The 17,086-nt window shown below is 54.8% G+C and carries 11 protein-coding genes; 4 read left to right on the top strand and 7 right to left on the bottom strand.

What is annotated here, in order from left to right; translation table 11 throughout:
• Positions 1-264 precede the first annotated feature (264 nt).
• Together B9Y55_RS09920 and B9Y55_RS13390 are read left to right on the top strand one after the other, a co-directional pair.
• A complete protein-coding gene (locus B9Y55_RS09920; protein WP_085545205.1) occupies positions 265-816 on the top strand; it encodes a LemA family protein in 552 nt (183 codons plus the stop codon).
• Between the two features lie 4 nt (positions 817-820).
• The gene (locus B9Y55_RS13390) at positions 821-2,746 is read left to right on the top strand and encodes a DUF2207 domain-containing protein (RefSeq protein ID WP_085545206.1); all 1,926 of its coding nucleotides are present in this window, start codon (positions 821-823) and stop codon (positions 2,744-2,746) included.
• Positions 2,747-2,770: 24 nt separating this feature from the next.
• On the opposite strand, the gene B9Y55_RS09930 is transcribed toward B9Y55_RS13390, so the two are convergent.
• Genes B9Y55_RS09930 through rlmN form a run of 3 tightly spaced genes read right to left on the bottom strand, consistent with a single transcriptional unit; the run spans position 2,771 to position 6,519 of the window.
• Positions 2,771-4,864, bottom strand: a complete 2,094-nt coding sequence (locus B9Y55_RS09930; RefSeq protein ID WP_085545207.1) for a PAS domain-containing sensor histidine kinase — start codon at positions 4,862-4,864, stop codon at positions 2,771-2,773.
• Between the two features lie 19 nt (positions 4,865-4,883).
• A complete protein-coding gene (locus B9Y55_RS09935) occupies positions 4,884-5,492 on the bottom strand; it encodes a ribonuclease HI family protein (RefSeq protein WP_085545208.1) in 609 nt (202 codons plus the stop codon).
• A 1-nt stretch (position 5,493) separates the two neighbouring features.
• On the bottom strand, positions 5,494-6,519 hold the full coding sequence (rlmN, locus tag B9Y55_RS09940; RefSeq protein WP_085545209.1) for a dual-specificity RNA methyltransferase RlmN: 1,026 nt from the start codon (positions 6,517-6,519) through the stop codon (positions 5,494-5,496).
• A gap of 143 nt (positions 6,520-6,662) precedes the next feature.
• Between rlmN and B9Y55_RS09945 the strand changes: the two genes are divergently transcribed.
• A complete protein-coding gene (locus B9Y55_RS09945) occupies positions 6,663-7,592 on the top strand; it encodes a sensor domain-containing diguanylate cyclase (protein WP_159448316.1) in 930 nt (309 codons plus the stop codon).
• On the top strand, positions 7,589-8,887 hold the full coding sequence (locus B9Y55_RS09950; RefSeq protein WP_085545211.1) for an SH3 domain-containing C40 family peptidase: 1,299 nt from the start codon (positions 7,589-7,591) through the stop codon (positions 8,885-8,887). Before B9Y55_RS09945 ends, B9Y55_RS09950 begins: the two co-directional genes overlap by 4 nt.
• A 108-nt stretch (positions 8,888-8,995) precedes the next feature.
• Here the strand turns inward: B9Y55_RS09950 and B9Y55_RS09955 are convergent, their stop codons facing one another.
• The 4 genes from B9Y55_RS09955 to B9Y55_RS09970 all read right to left on the bottom strand — a co-directional run bounded on the left by B9Y55_RS09955 (position 8,996) and on the right by B9Y55_RS09970 (position 16,912).
• Positions 8,996-12,229, bottom strand: a complete 3,234-nt coding sequence (locus tag B9Y55_RS09955; protein WP_085545212.1) for an Eco57I restriction-modification methylase domain-containing protein — start codon at positions 12,227-12,229, stop codon at positions 8,996-8,998.
• A gap of 92 nt (positions 12,230-12,321) precedes the next feature.
• Positions 12,322-13,212 (bottom strand): MBL fold metallo-hydrolase, encoded by an 891-nt coding sequence (locus B9Y55_RS09960; RefSeq protein ID WP_085545213.1) that lies wholly within the window; start codon positions 13,210-13,212, stop codon positions 12,322-12,324.
• A 69-nt stretch (positions 13,213-13,281) separates the two neighbouring features.
• Positions 13,282-14,838 (bottom strand): S10 family peptidase, encoded by a 1,557-nt coding sequence (locus B9Y55_RS09965; protein ID WP_085545214.1) that lies wholly within the window; start codon positions 14,836-14,838, stop codon positions 13,282-13,284.
• Between the two features lie 4 nt (positions 14,839-14,842).
• Positions 14,843-16,912 carry a methyl-accepting chemotaxis protein gene (locus B9Y55_RS09970; protein WP_159448317.1) on the bottom strand — a complete coding sequence of 690 codons (2,070 nt, stop codon included), beginning with the start codon at positions 16,910-16,912 and terminating at the stop codon, positions 14,843-14,845.
• Positions 16,913-17,086 lie beyond the last annotated feature (174 nt).

The raw sequence follows: 17,086 nt of genomic DNA on the forward strand, positions 1-17,086 counted from the left end.
CCCCAAGCCGAGGGGGCACAGGACGTGCCCTCCGAGGCGGTTCGTACGGAACAGGCAGGTCGAGTATACGATTGGGCGAAACAGGGCGTAGGCGGGACGATCTCTCCGAGGGGACTCAAATTTGAGTTTTTAGAGATTCCCATCAATCATAGGCCCTTTTAGAGGGGATCTCAAGGACGCAAAACTGGACCTTAAGGCCTGTTAGGAAGACCGGGTTTAATGATACAATAGGGAATATACGGACTAAAGGAGGCAGGGTAAAAGATGACTTTGATTATCGTTTTAGGTGTAATAGCGGTTGTAGCGGTGGTGTTTATCTCCATCTACAACGGACTGGTCAAGAAAAGGACCATGGTGGAGGAGGGCTGGAGCGGCATTTCCGTCCAGCTGAAGCGGCGGCACGACCTGATACCCAACCTGGTCAACACCGTTAAGGGCTACGCAGGACACGAGAAAGACGTTCTCGAGACTGTCACCCAGGCGAGGGCGGCGTCGGTAGGGGCGGGGTCGGTAGGGGAGTCAGCCAAGGCTGAGAATATGCTTACCGGGGCGTTGAGGAGCCTTTTCGCCGTAGCGGAGGCCTATCCCGACCTGAAGGCGAACACCAATTTCCTCCAGCTTCAGGAGAAGCTCTCCTCCCTAGAGGACGAGATTCAGATGGCCCGTCGATACTACAACGGGTCGGCTAGAAACCTTAATATAGCCGTTCAGTCATTCCCGAGCAACATAATAGCCTCTATGTTCGGCTTCAAGAAGGCCGACTTCTTCGAGCTCGAGGACCGATCGGAGGCGGAGGTCCCTAACGTGGGATTTTAACCTTATGAAAAAACTCAGATTTAAGGCTCTGGTGCTATCTCTCGCCCTGTTCGCCCTTCCGGCGACGGCGGCGGAGGTCATCACCGATTTTCACAGCGACGTCAAAATCGACCAGGAAGGGGTTCTCCACGTCACCGAGACCATTTCGGTCAACGCAGAGGGAGTCCAGATCAAAAGAGGTATATTCAGGGACTTCCCCACCGACTATCGGGGAAAGGACGGAAAGACGATCACCGTTCCCTTTAACGTCACCTCGGTGACCAGAGACGGCAAGGAGGAACCCTGGACTACCCAGGGTCTTTCAAACGGGGTGAGGGTTAGGATAGGGTCGTCGGAGGTGCTTCTACCGAGAGGAGAGCATCGCTACACCATATCCTACACCACCGCCAGGCAGATAGGCTTTTTCGACGAACACGACGAACTTTACTGGAACGTCACGGGAAACGGCTGGCAGTTCCCTATACTTAAGGCGTCCTGTAGGGTAAAGCTCCCTCCTGGGGCGGAGGTGCTACAGCTCGGGGCCTGGACGGGGTTCGAGGGATCTAAGGACAGAAACGCCACCATGACCTCAGAGGGACTCAGCACGGCGCTCTTCCAGACCACCAGAAAGCTTTCTCCGCGAGAGGGGTTGACCATCGCGGTCAGCTGGCCTAAAGGACTGGTATCCCCTCCTGGGGAAAACGCCTACTTTCTGACCGACTACGGTATGGACCTGACCTTCGGGACAGCGGCTCTGTTGGGGCTTATCTACTTCCTATGGGCCTGGTTTAAGGTCGGTAAGGACCCCCGGAAGGGAACTATAATCCCCCGTTTTACCCCTCCTGAGGACCTCTCCCCGGCTGCGACGAGACAGATGTCCATTATGGGATTCGACAACAGGAGCTTCAGCTCCGCCATAATTTCCCTGGCGGTAAAGGGATATCTCATAATCTCCGAGGAAGAAGGACTGTTCAAGAAATACCGACTGACAAAAACCTCCACCGACAGGAGAAAGGACAAGCCCTCTAAGGAGGAGCAGAGGCTGTTTTCCGTTCTGCTCGGATCCAGGGAGTCGGTGCTTCTAAAGCAGGAATCCCACGAGATAATCGGAGCCGCCAGAGACGCCGCCAGAGACACCCTGGAGAGCGCCTACGGCCATCTTTACAGGCGGAACATCGGATACACCGTCGTAGGCATACTGCTGATGATAGCTGTCCTCGTCCCTGGAGCGTTTCTGTTCGGACGGGGAGAGGAGGACATAGCCTTCTCCCTGGGAGCGACGGCGGCGGCGACGGTGGCGGCGGTGGTGTTCTCCACTTTGATCAGGACCATGAGGCGAAGATGGCGGGAGACAAAAGGCATAAAGGCCCTATTCGCCGTTACCACTATAGCCATAGCCCTGGCGGTACTGGCGACGGTGTTCGGTCTGTCCATCCTTGTGGGCTCGACGGTTCTGTACCCTGAGGCGACCTGGGCCATGACGTTGATAGCCCTCATACCGGCTATATTCATCCCCATAATGAGAGCTCCGACCTCCGAGGGAAGGGCCCTTATGGATCAGGTAGAGGGCTTCGCCATGTACCTGAAAGTGGCGGAGGAGGACCGTCTCAACGTCCTCAACCCTCCGGAAAAAACGCCGGAGCTGTTCGAGAGATACCTTCCCTACGCCCTGGCCTTGGGCCTGGAACAGGCATGGGGGGATAAGTTCGCCAAAGTGTTGGAGGCGGCACAGGGAACCGACGGGACTTACAGCCCCGGATGGTACGCCGGAACCGCACCTCTGCACGTAGGGGCCATGGGCAGTTTCGCATCGGACCTGGGATCGTCCTTTTCGTCGGCAGTGGCGTCCTCGGCGACAGCGCCGGGGTCCGACTCGGCCTTCTCCGGTGGAGGAGGCGGTGGCGGTTCCTCCGGTGGTGGAGGAGGCGGCGGCGGAGGCGGCGGCTGGTAGAGAGAACAGGGGAGCTGGTGATATTCACCGGCTCCCCTGTAATTCTTTTAAAGCGAGATCGAAGCGATAGCCTCCGAGATGTTCCCTTATCCTGGAGGCCAGTTCTTCGTCCAAGCAACCGGACCTCACCAGATCCACCAGAGCTTCCTCCGCCCCTTTGGGCCTGTGAAGCTCCAGCTCCCTCAGAAGCCCTCCTAAAGGGTCGGGATCCTCGGAGAACGCCGCAAGATCCCCTGAAAGATTGCCCTCCAAAGCCTGCTCGGACAATAAGGTGACGCTGCCCTCTATGGGAAAGTACAGTGAGAACACCGTACCCTTTCGGGGCACGCTGTGGACCTCTATCCCTCCATTATGGGCCTGAGCGGTGGCGAAAACCATAGGCAACCCCATTCCAGTACCCTGAGGCTTGGTGGTGAAAAAAGGGTCGAATATCCTTGGAAGATCTCTAGGGGCGATACCTCGGCCTCTATCGGCCACGGAGACCTTGACGTAGTACCCTGGGGCTAGATCCCCCTGGATGGAGGGGGGGATAGGATCCTCTAACTGCACCAGGTCGGTGGACACCGAGATTATCCCTCCTTCTGGCATAAAGTCGGTTCCGTTGATGAGGAGATTGGACAGGGCGTTGTATATCTGGCTTCCGTTTCCCACTATCTCCCCGGATGGAGAGTCGAGAGACAGCCTAATGGCAAACCTCTCGTCCCAGCCGAAAGCCAGAAGCTCTACGGCCTCCCTTATTACCTCGTGAAGGTCTACCTTATGGAAGGATATCTCCCCTTTTTGGGATATGGCAAGCAGCCTTTTGATCAGGTCGTTGGCCTTAGATGCTATGTCCATCACCCTGGATGCCATGACCCTGGCGGATGGGTCGGAGGAACTTCGGCTTATTGAAGTAGCGTAGCTCATAATCCCAACCAGGTGATTTGAGAAGTCGTGAGCGACTCCGGCGGTGGTCTTGCCTAAAGTCTCCAGTCGCTCGAAGACCTCCCCTTGAGCCTCGAGCTTTCTGGTCGACGTTACGTCGCATAGGACCACCGCGACGTAGCCACGGTCAGGGGAGAACACCGACACCGTCCAGAAGGCGTTTTTGATAATCGAATGGTGTTCAAATCTCATCGGCTTGCCGGAGAGGGCGACCTTGTAGGAGGCGGGCAACATCAGGATATCCCCGTCAGGGGCTACGTCCAGGACGTTTTTACCTAATACCTCGTCCTCCTCCAGGCCTAGAAGGTCCAGATAGGGCCGATTTACCTGAGAGAACCGGTACATCCAGGGATGGCCCTTTTCGTCCCTCACCACCTCGTAGAGGGCAAAGGCGTCGGAGAGGTTGGAGAAAAAGGACCTGTAACGCCTCTCAAGACTCTCCATTTCACCTTTCAGTCGGAAGATAGACGACAGGTCTCTGAACACTCCAAGGGCCACAGGCCTGTCCCAGAGGGATACGACCCGGACGGATATCTCCACCGGCAGAGGTTTACCGTCCACCCTGGTGAGAGATAACCTAGCGTCAATTTTCCCCTTCTCCAGCAGATCTCCGTAAAGCTCTCTCGCTTTGCTCCTGTCGCCCTGGCCCACTAGGTCGATCATGTTAGAGGCCAGCAACTCATCTCTGGGGCGACCGATCATCATGCAGAAAAAATCGTTGACCTCGCTGATCTGCCCTGGCTCCTGTCCATTCTCGATCTCGTGGACCACCACACCTTCGGAGAGGGCGTTGAAAAGCTCCCAGTGTTTTTTCTCGCTCTCCCAGTGGGAATGCTCTATGCCCTTTCTGACCGAGAGGTCCATTAAGACCAACAGAGACTGGCCCACACGGTCATCCGATAGAGGCAGGATCTCCACGTCCACCGACCTTCTATAGCCATCGACACCTATGAGGCGACACTCGGAGAATATCACGTGGCTGGCCATTCCCTGAACCAGCTTTTCCTTAAAGCAAGGCAGATCCTTTTTGTCGACAAATCTGGCAAAGGGCCTGCCACGAAGGTCCTCCCCTCCCTCCAACCCCACTATCCTGGCCGCTTTATCGTTGGCGAACAGGATCTGGCCGTCCCTCTGGATCAACAGACCGTAGAGCACCGACCGAGCCATGGCGGAAGAGAGCGTATCGAAAGACATAAAAACACCTCCAGTCGTGTTACCGGGTTTTCAGACCAAGACCGAGACAGAAGGCGAGATGGGGACAGTCGCCTTTTTTCGCGAAGTCGTCGCAGCTGCACCGTTTTCTGATCAGGTCCACCGAGTACCGCTCCTCCCCTTGAGACAGCACCACGAACTCCAGAACCACCGGGCAAACCCGCTCCGAAGGGACCCCCTCAGCATTAACCTGACCGTCAAAAGACCTATCTACGGACTGGCCGTCCATAGCCAGGTTGGCCATCCTGTCGGCGTCGGAGTTATCCGACCTAGGCACCCAGGTGAACTTTAGGGAGATACCCGAGGCCATCCTCTTGAAATCGGTCGCTAAAACCTGGAGCCTAGGCTCCTTTATCTTCCACGCCCCGGAGAGCTGCTGTATGACCAGATTGCTGTCTCCGGAAAGCTCCAGCTCCGAGACACCTAGCCGCAACGCCTCCGCCAGGGCCAACGAGGCGGCCATATACTCCGCCTCGTTGTTGGTACACCGGCCCAAGGGCTTGGCGCCCTCCCAGACCTTTCGACCGGAGGGATCGAAAAGAACCGCCCCTGCACCGGCCACCCCGGGGTTTCCCCTGGATCCTCCGTCGAAATACCCCCGGTAGGCCATTTTATTCGCTCCTGCCTCTCAGCTGTCCGCAGGCGGCGTCTATATCGGCTCCCTTTTCCTTTCGGACGTCCACCTCGAGACCCAGCTTGCGGAGTATGGCGGCAAAAGGGGCTACCCTGCTGGCGGAAGGTCGGCTGTAACGTTCGATCACCGGGTTATAGGGGATCAGGTTGACGTAGACGTCCAGGTCTGACAGAAGGGCGGCCAGCTCGTAGGCGTGCTCGGTCTCGTCGTTTACCTTCTTGAGCATGACGTACTCCACGGTGATCCGAGAACCGGTCTTTTTCTGATAGACCTTCAAGGCGTCTATCACCTGGCCCATAGGGTAACGGTCGTTAACCGGCATAAGCCTGGAGCGAATCTCGTCGTTAGGGGCGTGTATGGACACAGAAAGCCCTACGTCCAGTCCCGACTCGGCGAGAGCCAGTATTCCCGGGGCCACTCCGGCGGTGGATATGGTCATTCGACGAATGCCCATTCCTCTCATCTTAGGGTGGTTCAGTATCTCTATGGCCTTTTTAAGGTTATCCCAGTTGAGCAGAGGCTCGCCCATGCCCATAAACACCACGTTCTTTATGTCCTGGCCTAACCAGGACTCCATGGCCAGAAGGTGGCCCACTATCTCTCCGGCGGTGAGGTTGCGGACGAAGCCCTGTCTGCCGGTGGCGCAGAAGTCGCAACGCAGGGGACAGCCCACCTGGGTGGATAGACAGGCGGTGTGGTGGTTCCCGTGGTCCATCAGGACCGATTCCACCTCGTTTCCGTCCAGAAAACGCCACAGGAACTTGACCGTCTTGTCCTGTGAGGTCTGAACCTTGGCGGAGAAAGGTGGCTGGACGTAGAGCTTGTCCACAAGGCCCTCCCTGAGGGGCTTTGAAAGGTTGGTCATTCTGTTGACGTCGAATATCTTTTTTTGATAGATCCACTGGCAGAGCTGGTCCGCCCTGTAGGCAGGCTCCCCTAGCTCCTCCGTAAAAGATCTCCACTGATCGTAGTTAAAATCCAATCCATAGGTCATTTCCGACATAGTATGCAATTTCCTCCTCGTTTTTTTCCCTGTATCTTATACTCCATTGTACCTCATGGCGACGAGCTTGCGTTCTATAGTCCTTTTATGCAATCATATCATCAGGGGATATGTTTACAAAAACGAGAAAGGGGAGAGGGCTTTTGAACAACGACATCATGTTAAAGGCACTTCTGGAAAACGTATCGTCCTGCGTTTTCCTGCTCAACGATCAGATACAGGTAAAGGAGGTCAACCCTTCCTTCGAGAGCGTCTTCAACACGACGATGGAATCGGTCCACGACCTGCTGTGTGGAAACGCCATCAGATGCAGCAACGCACTGGAGGAGGGGGTGCTATGCGGCAGGAGCTCCCATTGCGGGGATTGCGAACTTCGGAAGGCCTTTACGGAGGCCCTAACCGAAGGATCGTCCACTACGAAAAAAACCCTTTTCATGAACGTAGACGTGGACGGGAACAGGGTGGAGAGGTATTTCCGGTTCTCAGTCACACCTATGGACACCGACAAAGGGAAGTCTCTGGTGGTGGTCCTGGACGATTTTACCGACCTCAAAGAGGCCCATCTGGCCCTGGAGAGGCTGGCCACAACCGACAGCCTGACAGGGGTAGCCAACCACGGCACGGTGTTCACCAAGCTGGAGGAGATGTGCGCCACATCGGACCACGGCGGATCCCCTCTGTCGGTCTTTATGGCGGACCTGGATCACTTCAAAAAGGTCAACGACACCTGGGGACACAAAAGAGGGGACCAGGTCCTGGCCATAATGGCCCACACTATGGCGGAGACGGTAGGTTCCGGCGGGTTGGTGGGCCGATACGGCGGCGAGGAGTTTATAGCGGTGTTGCCGGGAGCGGACCTGGAGCTGGCGACCTCCACCGCCGAGGCGGTCAGAGAGAACCTTGAGGGTACCGCCTTCGATATTCCCGAGCTCCGTTGCACCGCAAGCTTCGGCGTGGCGGAGCTTAGGCCAGGCGAGACCGCCACCGAGCTGGTAATAAGGGCGGACCAGGCGATGTATCAGGCAAAACAGCAGGGCAGAAACAGGGTGATTCAGGCGGAAAGCCCAAAATGAGATACCCGCTAAAATCGACGATCCTGCTCCTATGGCTGGCCCTGTCGTCGTCGGCCTGGGCCCTGTCGGGAGTGGATAAAATACCTCAGTCTCCTGTCTTTCACGCTTCCTCTTTGGCGGACCTACCGATTATGACCCAGGAAGAGCAGAGGGAAAGGTACGACGATTTTAAGGAAAAGTTCTACTCCCCCTGGAGTCAGGACAAAAGCCGGGACGGCAGGGCGGTTATAGAGTGGGTGTTCGGTAAATACGGCCCCAACAGGACCTTCGGCGAAAACCTGAAGCCTAGGTCGGAGAGATGGATCTCCGACATGAAAGAACGTTCCAACCTGGACCAGGTGGACAGCGTAAGGTCAAAGGCGATAGCTCTCAGGCCGACCTCCCTCAGGCTAATGCCCACCGACTCGCCGGTATTTCTCTCCCCCGACTTACCGGGCGAAGGGTACCCTTTCGACTACCTCCAAAACAGCCTGGTCCACGGAGGAGAACCTCTGTATCTCTCCCACCTGTCCCGAGACGGCCTCTGGGCCTGGTGCGACACCTCCTACGCCTCGGGCTGGATAAAGGCGGTGGATCTGGCGGAGGTGGACGACCTCACCGCTCAGAGGTGGATGGAGATGGATCTGGCTGCGGTGGTAAAAGAAGGGACGGTGCTGAGAGATCTCCGAGGGAAGGCCCTCTTCCGGGCCAAGGTTGGGGCGGTGTTGCCCGTTAAAAGGCGAGGGGCGACCACCTTGGAGCTAGAGGTTCCCACAGGGGAAAAGGGCAGAGCCGTAGGCACCGCCGCCAAGGTCTCCATGGAGGAGGTTATACCTATGCCTTTGGCAGCTACCCCCTGGAAAGGGGCTTTTCTGGCGGAGCAGGTCCTGGACGAGCCTTACGGCTGGGGAGGATTTCTGTACAACCGGGACTGTAGCGCCACCACCAGAGACCTTATGGCCCCCTTCGGGATCTGGCTCCCTAGAAACTCGAGGGCCCAGGCCCAGACCGGGAAGGCCATATCCCTGGAGGGGATGAGAGCAGAGGACAAAAAAAGGACCATCGTCGAGAAAGGGGTGCCCTTTTTCACCCTCCTAGGGCAGCCGGGACACGTTATGCTCTACATAGGGTCCTACCGAGGAGAGCCACTTATACTTCACAATATGTGGGGAATCAGGACGGAGGAAAACGGAAAGGAAGGTCGTTTCGTGGTGGGCAGATCGGTCATATCCACCTTAGACGTAGGGTCGGACCTGCCGAACCACTCGGCTGGCAGGCTCATAGTTGACAGGATAACATCCATGAAATTTCCCTAAAGAGAACCTCTAAAAACTCACTTTCGAGTCCACTCGAAGAGATCGTTCCGCCTACGCCCTGGCCTAATCGTATAACGCTAGGCCAGGGCTCAGACGGGACTACCTCCCTTAGCTCTTTTGTTTTTTATTCTCCACAAACTCGAGACTCATCTTGGTCAGGATTTTTTCAGCGACAACAAAAGCTTCATCTAATACCTTGTAACGAGCCTCCCTGTCATGAACTCCATGAGCTTTTTCCACTAAACACGAAAGCTCTAGATGGTCAGTCTCTCTAGAGTCAAATTTTGGAAGTGAAAGATGCTTGAATATATTAGCGACCTGGATAGAGACGTTATGGCTATCCAGCCATTCTCTCACTGTTTTCGCATTAAGAAGCCCGCATAGGTAGTAAGCTGACTCTTTATCATCGAAGGAAGCAAAATAAATTTTATGGTCAGGAATAAAGACTCGCTCACCGTTTAAGGGCATATCGTACGAACCTGCAACAGCGGCATAGAAACCGGAGGACATCTCAGGCCAAAGGACCTTCCAAGGCTTAAACGTGTAATCCCCTACATTATAGACGGCTTGATAAGGGGCGTCCTTCATCTGCCTACGGTAAGTTGAGCGCGCTCTCAATAAGGATTCAAAGCCCTGGAACCAAGATTTTGTCTTCTTGAGCCCTTTGCTATTCAGCCTCTCCTCACAATTTTGATAAGATTCTTTTGAGATTCCGTCGTTAGGCAAAAAAGCGTACAGACGCTCTTCCCTGTAATCTGGGTTATTTAACTTCAAGTAACAAGCTTCGAAATCGCCAGCCCCCTTGATAAGGGGATAAAGCAAATCAGGTTCGACCCACTGTTTTTTTTCAGCCCCAATATCTTTTCTGCCAGCACCTGGGCGGCTTTTTACCTCCACAAGGGTTTCGTTATGTTGAAGGATAGGAACAAAATAAACGCCATTCAAATCGGAGGTTATGCCTTTTCTTCCCTGAGTCCAATCGCACTCAGAGGAAAGGTATTTTATTGAGTTAAAACGGCCCTCATTTAAAGTTGCCCAAGGGGATCCGTTTTCGCCTACCGGAAAGGCCTCCTTTCGTTTTGGTTCAATAGTCTTAATCAAGTCCTCGATCGCAATTGACGATGAGATAGCCTTTTTATGACCAGGCCTCACATCCCATACCGTGTATGGCACAGGATATCTAACCGAGTCTCTTGTCTTTTGAAATACCGCCACAACGGCATGGTTTGTAACGTTCTCAAAGGGTTTTAACCTCTTAAAATCATCAAGGTGAAGAGGCTGTATAAAAGCGGAATCACTTTGTGATGGATTAAGTTTAAAAGTTCTAAACCCAGAGGAAGAAGGATTTTTAAAAAGAGTGCCGGTAATGACAAAGGCAAGAAGGCCATCATCCTTCAACCATTTATCAGATACTGAATAGGTGATTATAGCGGAGATGTCCAGCTCGTTACCACCGTGACGCTTGGTGCTCGAGAAAATACCATATTCTTCACAAGTGGGCTTCACTCTTTCCCTGTAGGAGTCAGGTAATTTTGACCAACGAACCCAAGGTGGGTTTCCCACGACACAGTCAAACTCACCGGCATTTGCAGACCAAAAGAAGTTCCGAACGATTTTAAACCATATTCCGTTCCATTTTTTACGATGGAGCTCCAGTATCTGGTTATAGGTACAGGACAAAGGGCCCGACCATTCCGACGCCTCTTCGGTCTGAACACCGCCACACTTGATAAGGGCCTCCATAGCCCTGTCAAAATCGAGGCCAGATTCGACGTACTCAGACATTTTTGAAAAAACGTCCTCAAGACGATCACGATTTAGCGCAAGCTCAGAGGGTATCACTATATCCAACTTGGCCACTTGGCTGCCTACTTTGTACTCCACCACTTTTTGATTCCCTTTCGGGTTTTGAGCGGGAGAGTAAATCGCATCCGCAAGCAACACCGGTAGCTCAATATCTACGCCAGGACAGGACTTCATCAAATCAGAAATTTCTATAAGAAAGTTTACCCGAGCTGTCTGAACAGCAAGGGGGTTCAAATCAAAACCCCATACGTTGGAGCAAAGATGGTTAAGAATTTTAGACTTATCCCAGCCTTTTTGTTTCGCCTCGTATATTTTCTTACGGATCAAGGATATTAAGAATGCACCAGATCCGCAGGTAGGATCAAGAACTTTTTTATCGAGCCAAGAACCGCTATTAGCCTTTGACAGGGTAAAATCCACCAACCAGTCAGGTGTATAAAACTCACCAAGAGACTGGCGGAGCTTTCCCGGAACAAGCCCCTGATACAAATCTCTTAAAACGTCTCTCGTGTGAAAAAGCTGTCTCAAGCTATAAAACGACAACACGGACAAGATTTTTCTCAAGCCATTTAAAAGGAGTTTGCCCTGTTCCTTCTCCTGTTTTGCCACGTCTAAATACCAGCTAAAAATAGACTCCTCGACAAATCCTCTGATGCCTGCCCCCTCAAAAATCTTCGATCGTTCTATCTCGTATTCCAACGATTCAACGAGCTTATCGTCGCTCTGTATGGCGGACATTGTCTGGGCTGGGAAGTCAAAAGAGGTTAATCCATGAGACGACACAATCTCAGCGGCGAGTAGCTTTATCAATATGGAATTATACGTATGAATAACGAATAGACGTGCGGACAACGAATCCTCTTCTTTGCCAGACCAATCAAAAGAAAGTTCCTTTGATACCGCTTCAGATTGCAGAACCGACATATCGGCGACCTGGCCGTAAAGCGTTCGCCACTCCTCAAACAACATCTTGATTTTGTTGTTTTCCATTCCCTGTATTTCATCAGCCAAGCCGTTAGACAGACTTTGCATCAAGCCCCTTGCGTTAGCCGAAGTGTGTCCAAAGTCACCTAATAGATTTTCGCTAGTCAGAGCCTTTCTCTTGTCAGAGATAAACGCGTCAATAACCATGTTAACGGCGTACAGAGAAAACGGAATAAGTTGTTGAGACTGTATTTGATTACCGATGACTTGAGCAAAACAGACATGCTCTCCATCAATAGCGACACCGATGAAATCCGATTCTGGAATACCTGTTTTTTTCGATTCCTCTATAACGTAAGAGAGCAACCTGTTCTCCATCGCTTCCTTAAACTTGGGGCTCTCTTTTTTCCCTTTAAACAGCCCTGGGGCCTTAAATTCGACTATAACATGATTGAGGCTAGCGTCCTTTTTGCCTCTCTCCGCGTTGAGTATAAGCCCTGTTGCCTCTTCAATGGCACTTACCCAAGCTATCCTAACCTCCTCTTCGCTTTTCCAGGGAACCTTTCGCTTTTGATCTATCTGTCTAAAAGCGTATTCTATTTTGCTTTGCATTCTACTTCATACTCCATTCCCCGTAGGTTTTACGATTTAGCGTTTTCAGGGTCAAGTCACCGACTATCCTGGATAAGGGCCTGCTAGTTTTCTTACAGAGAGCTCCATAGAAGCCTCCCTCGGTCCTCCAGCGGTTCAACCTCGCCTCTCTCCACAAGATAGGTCAGGTGAGCCGACAGGGCCCCTAGGTTCAACACGTAGCGGATCGGATCCATCCTCTTGCCGAGCCACTCCATAAGACCACCGAGGATATCGTCTCTGGTGGAGGGGGTACGGCAGAGGGTCTTCACCCTGTCGGATATGTCCAGCAGATGGCGGCGGGTCGCCTGGACCAGTGAGGTAGGGTCCTCCACCGGCGTGCTGTGGCAGGGGACGAACCACCGGGCCTCCAGATTTTCCAGATAGTCCAGTGTCACAAGCCAATCCGCCACGTCGGCGACGAAGAGGAGGCCGTGTCTCTCTATCATGTCCTGACCGAAGAGGGCGTCGCCTACGTAGGCGACTTGGTCCGGCGTAACATACCCAACCATCCCCGGCGAATGGCCTCCTAGATGGACCACCTTCAACCCCGTACCCTCCCACAGGCCCGATCCAGAAAGGCCTAGATCCACTTTACAGGCCGGTGCCATGAGAAACTTGTTTCTGAGGGCGGAGAAAGGGGAGGCCCCCCACAGAAAGGCGGGCTCGTAGAGAGGCTCCTCCAGAAAAGGTCTCTCCATCTCCGGTATGGCGACAGCACAGCCGGTTGCCTTTTTGAGGTAGCTACATCCCCCTACGTGGTCGGCGTGAAAGTGGGTGCAGGCGATCCAGCTGAGCTTCCGTCCGGTGGACTCAAGGAGCCTCCTGAGGGCTCTGCCGGAGGACTCATCCCCTCCGGCGTCGAATAGGACCGTACCGCCCACCGGTCCCCAGAGCCCTAAAGAGACGACCCCGGGAATGACGTAGCTATCTCCCCCCAGGTGTCTCAGCTCTAGAGCTGCCATGACAGACACCGCATCCGTGACAGGTCGTAGCCAGAGGGATACCTAAGACCACCGCCAAGAGCAGCCATCTCAAGGCTCCCTCCGGTAAAACTCCGCCAGATCCCCCTTGAGCTCTCCCTTGGCCTGGGGATTGGAGTACATCATGTGCCCTCCGTCGTAGACCTTCACCGTGACGTTCTCCGAGAGCCTCTTCGACGGCACGTCCAACCGACCTAAGGTATAGAGGATAGAGTCGTAGGTGCAAGTCAGGTCGTAGGACCCTATGGCGACGAAGACCTTCAGGAAGTCGCTCCTCCTCATGGCGCTGGCGAGCAGATCGACGGTGTTAGGATAGCCAACGAAGGTCTCGCTGCCGGACTGGAAGTTCCAACGGTATATGACCTCCGAGTTGGAGCTGAAGTACTCTCTGTCCGACGAGAAGTCCAGGTCGTTTATGAGGTAGTGCATAAAGGCGGTCTGGTAGGGAGCCCCACCTACGGTGAACATTGGGTCCTCTCCGTAGTTGTACCAGCCTCCCGGACCGGTGAGCCTGCCGTCGTAACGGCTTATCATCTCCCGGCGATCCTGGAGGAGGCCGGAGAGAAACACCGAAGTAGGGATCCGAAGGTTGAGGCTCCTTATGTCCCTCTCCGGCAGGGACGTAAACCGAGCCAGCTGGGAGACCACCTGAGACCGCTCCTCGTCGCTCAGGCCGTTGCCTTTCCACAGCGCCGCCATATAGGGACCGTTGGCCCATTCTCTGGCTTTAGATACTACATCCGACAGAGGCAAAGACTGTAGGTCCTCAGGAAGCCTTTTGTGATACCAGGCCGCCGCCGCCATTGCGGACAGGTCGTGGATAAAGGGCCTGTCGTTGCCGCTGTCGGGGACTAAGTCGCCGTAGTTAGCCACAGGGGACACCAGGATAATCCCCGACGGCATTATGCCTATGTCCATAAGCGCCGAGGCCAAGCCGGTGCCTCTGACTCCGCCGTAGCTCTCTCCGGCGAGGTAGACCGGAGAAGCCCAACGGTTCTCTCTGGTGAGGTACATCCTTATGAACTGGGCCACCCAGTGGATATCCTCTGCTACCCCGAAAAACCGGTCGTCCTCCAGGTCCGACGGACGGCTGTAGCCGGTGCCTACAGGATCTATGAACACCAGATCGGTGACGTCCAACAGGGTTTGAGGATTGTCCTCAAGGACGTAGGGGAGCCTTGGCAACCCTATTCCCGAGGGGGTGGTCCTCACCGATTTGGGACCGAAGGCCCCGAGGTGAAGAAACAGAGCCGACGAACCCGGTCCTCCGTTGAAGGCGAAGGTTATCGGTCGGTCCACAGGATCTTGGTCAACCTGGGAGTAACCGACGTAGAACACCCGGGCGACCTCCTCGCCGGAGTCGTCGAAAAGGGGCATCAGCTCCGCCTTGGCGGCGTAGGTCAAAGGTTCATCGTTCACCATGACGGTGTGCTCGGTTACCGAGGACTCCATGGGAACGGTGGCCTTTTCGGGGACCGCCTCCTGATGCCGCTCTTGAGTCTCAGGGCTTGGAGTCTCCTTGCCCTCTTCCGTATCGGCAAAACCGGCACAGCCGAGGGATAGGGCCAGAAGTATGGCTATTACCGCGGGAAAAACGCTTTTTTTCACAGAACTATCTCCTTACAGTAGATGCTACAAGGGCTGGAGCCTTAACATCCGGGCCCTCGCAATGTTTGGCCATATCCATGAGGAGGGAGGCAAGATTAGAGCCGACCGCCCGGGCCTCGGAGGCCGCCTTTACCGCCTGGTCCTGTCTACCGCCTCTCAGGTGGTCCTCCACCTGATGTCCTAGGCCGTGGAGCTTGTCGTGAAGGGACACCACCTCACGCCACCGATCCACCATGTGGGCAGGAGGGGTCGTGGTGGATAAAAACAGGCCAAAGCGACATTTGTTCGGATCGGTCTCCAGATCCCAGGGGCGGCCGTCTAATGATGCCTCCAATCGGTCCATCCACGCCATGTGGGCGTCGATGGCTTTTGCCACCACCGATCTCATGTCAGAGCAGGTCCCTAGATTCATCTTGGAGAGTTCCACCAGTAGCTCCTCGCCCTGTCTAGCTCCCTGATCTACCCGATCGGAAAGGTCCTCCACCATGACGGTCAACGACTTGACCGACTCCCCTGCCTCCTCTATGACATGGTTTACGTCGGAGGCAAAACGGGAGACCGACTCTGCCCCTGAGGCCATTTCCTGAGACGACGCCGACAGCTCCTGAGCGCTGGCAGCCACGGTCTGGGACACCTCGTTGGTGCTGTCCATTCCCTCAAGAATCAGGACTATGGCCTGGACGACCCCGGCGATTCTCTCCGCCACGTCCTCCATTTCCTTGGACATGGCCATGACATCTTTAGATGTTCCGTCGACTCCCTCCATGAGGCCAGTCAGGTTATCCCCTATCTGGACCGCCGCCCTCTTGCTCTCCTCCGCCAGCTTGCGAACCTCCTCGGCGACCACGGCGAAGCCCCGTCCCGCCTCTCCCGCCCTGGCTGCCTCTATGGCGGCGTTCAGGGCCAGGAGGTTGGTCTGCTCCGCTATGCCCTGGATGGTCTGGACCACCTGGTGTATGACCGTGGCCTTCTCCGCCAGTGACGCGGCCCTCTGGGACACCTGCTCCGCCTGTCCTCTAGCGGACTCCATGGCGGTGGAGGTCTCCCCTAAGGCGGCCTCTCCCTCTCGTGCCTTGGCCACCACGTCGGAGACGGTCTGGTTCAGGCTTTCGGCCATCTGAGCCAGAGCCTGGGAGGTAGAGGCTATCTCCTCGGAGGAGGCATATTGAGACTCAACGGCGCCGGATACCTGATCCACCGCTTTGGTTCCCTTTGCTACGCCTTCCTCCATGGACTTAAAGGTTTTAGTAAATACCGCCAAGGACCTATCAAGAGAATTAAATGCAGCTAAAAAATCCTGAGTTCCCTGTGAGGTATCCCAGAAATTGTTCCGAAGGAGCTCTATAAAATCGTTGAAAGACCGGGCCATCTGGCCTGTCTCGTCCTTTGAACGAATCGGAAGTCGCCAGGTCAGGTCCGCCTTGCCCTCGGTGGAGCGGCCCATAAATCGGTTCATCTCCCTTATAGGGGCTATAATCGATCGGCGGTAGAAAAACACGCATAGCACCGCGACCACAAGAGCCAGGGCCAGAGATATCTCCTGGATCACCTTGAGGAGGGTCACCCTCCCCGCGGCGTCGCCTTCAAGGGATACCGTCGCGGCGGCGGCGGCGGACAGGACCGACTGGGCCTGAACGGTAACCTGCTTCCAGGCGTTCTCGTCTCCACCGGAGAGAACCGACTCCACTACCTTGCGATAGGACTGAAAGGCCCTGTCGGCGGCCTGGAGTAGCTCTTTAGACTTAGGGGAAGGAGCGGACAGCTCGGTCCAGGTCCCAGCCTTGGGATCTAAAGGGGCCTTCCCGCCGGAGATCAGGGCCCTATTGGTCTCCTGAAAGAGGTTCATAGAGGCGATCGCCTCGTCGTTGTAGCCCTTTTCCCCTGAGAGCCGAAAGGCCAGAGCCGCCTTTGCGATGTTCTGGGACAGCATCCTCTGCCTGCCCGCTAAATTTATGACCATGCCGTCTTTGGCCTGGTCGGCGGTTATGACCAAGGTAGACACCAGAGATAGGGTAAAAAGGCCCAAAAGAACCGCTAAGGGAACCACCAGCTTGGCAAAAAGGTTTTTTCTCATAAATATCCCTCCATTCAATTTAATCATCCACGGACAACTTCTTTCACCTATATACCTCTCGATTATACATGGGAATAAGGTAAAAACCCAACGTCCCCCTCGGAGAGATCGTTCCGCCTACGCCCTGGCCCAATCGTATACTCGACCTGCCTGTTTCGTACGAACCGCCTCGGA

It is taken from the genome of Dethiosulfovibrio salsuginis (assembly GCF_900177735.1).
Taxonomy (GTDB): domain Bacteria; phylum Synergistota; class Synergistia; order Synergistales; family Dethiosulfovibrionaceae; genus Dethiosulfovibrio; species Dethiosulfovibrio salsuginis.

Bases quoted from the DNA above. Each gene is read 5' to 3' on its own strand.
- B9Y55_RS09920 (WP_085545205.1), top strand. From the start codon at position 265: ATGACTTTGATTATCGTTTTAGGTGTAATAGCGGTTGTAGCGGTGGTG.
- B9Y55_RS13390 (WP_085545206.1), top strand. From the start codon at position 821: ATGAAAAAACTCAGATTTAAGGCTCTGGTGCTATCTCTCGCCCTGTTC.
- B9Y55_RS09930 (WP_085545207.1), bottom strand. From the start codon at position 4,864: ATGTCTTTCGATACGCTCTCTTCCGCCATGGCTCGGTCGGTGCTCTAC.
- B9Y55_RS09935 (WP_085545208.1), bottom strand. From the start codon at position 5,492: ATGGCCTACCGGGGGTATTTCGACGGAGGATCCAGGGGAAACCCCGGG.
- rlmN (WP_085545209.1), bottom strand. From the start codon at position 6,519: ATGTCGGAAATGACCTATGGATTGGATTTTAACTACGATCAGTGGAGA.
- B9Y55_RS09950 (WP_085545211.1), top strand. From the start codon at position 7,589: ATGAGATACCCGCTAAAATCGACGATCCTGCTCCTATGGCTGGCCCTG.
- B9Y55_RS09955 (WP_085545212.1), bottom strand. From the start codon at position 12,229: ATGCAAAGCAAAATAGAATACGCTTTTAGACAGATAGATCAAAAGCGA.
- B9Y55_RS09960 (WP_085545213.1), bottom strand. From the start codon at position 13,212: ATGGCAGCTCTAGAGCTGAGACACCTGGGGGGAGATAGCTACGTCATT.
- B9Y55_RS09970 (WP_159448317.1), bottom strand. From the start codon at position 16,912: ATGAGAAAAAACCTTTTTGCCAAGCTGGTGGTTCCCTTAGCGGTTCTT.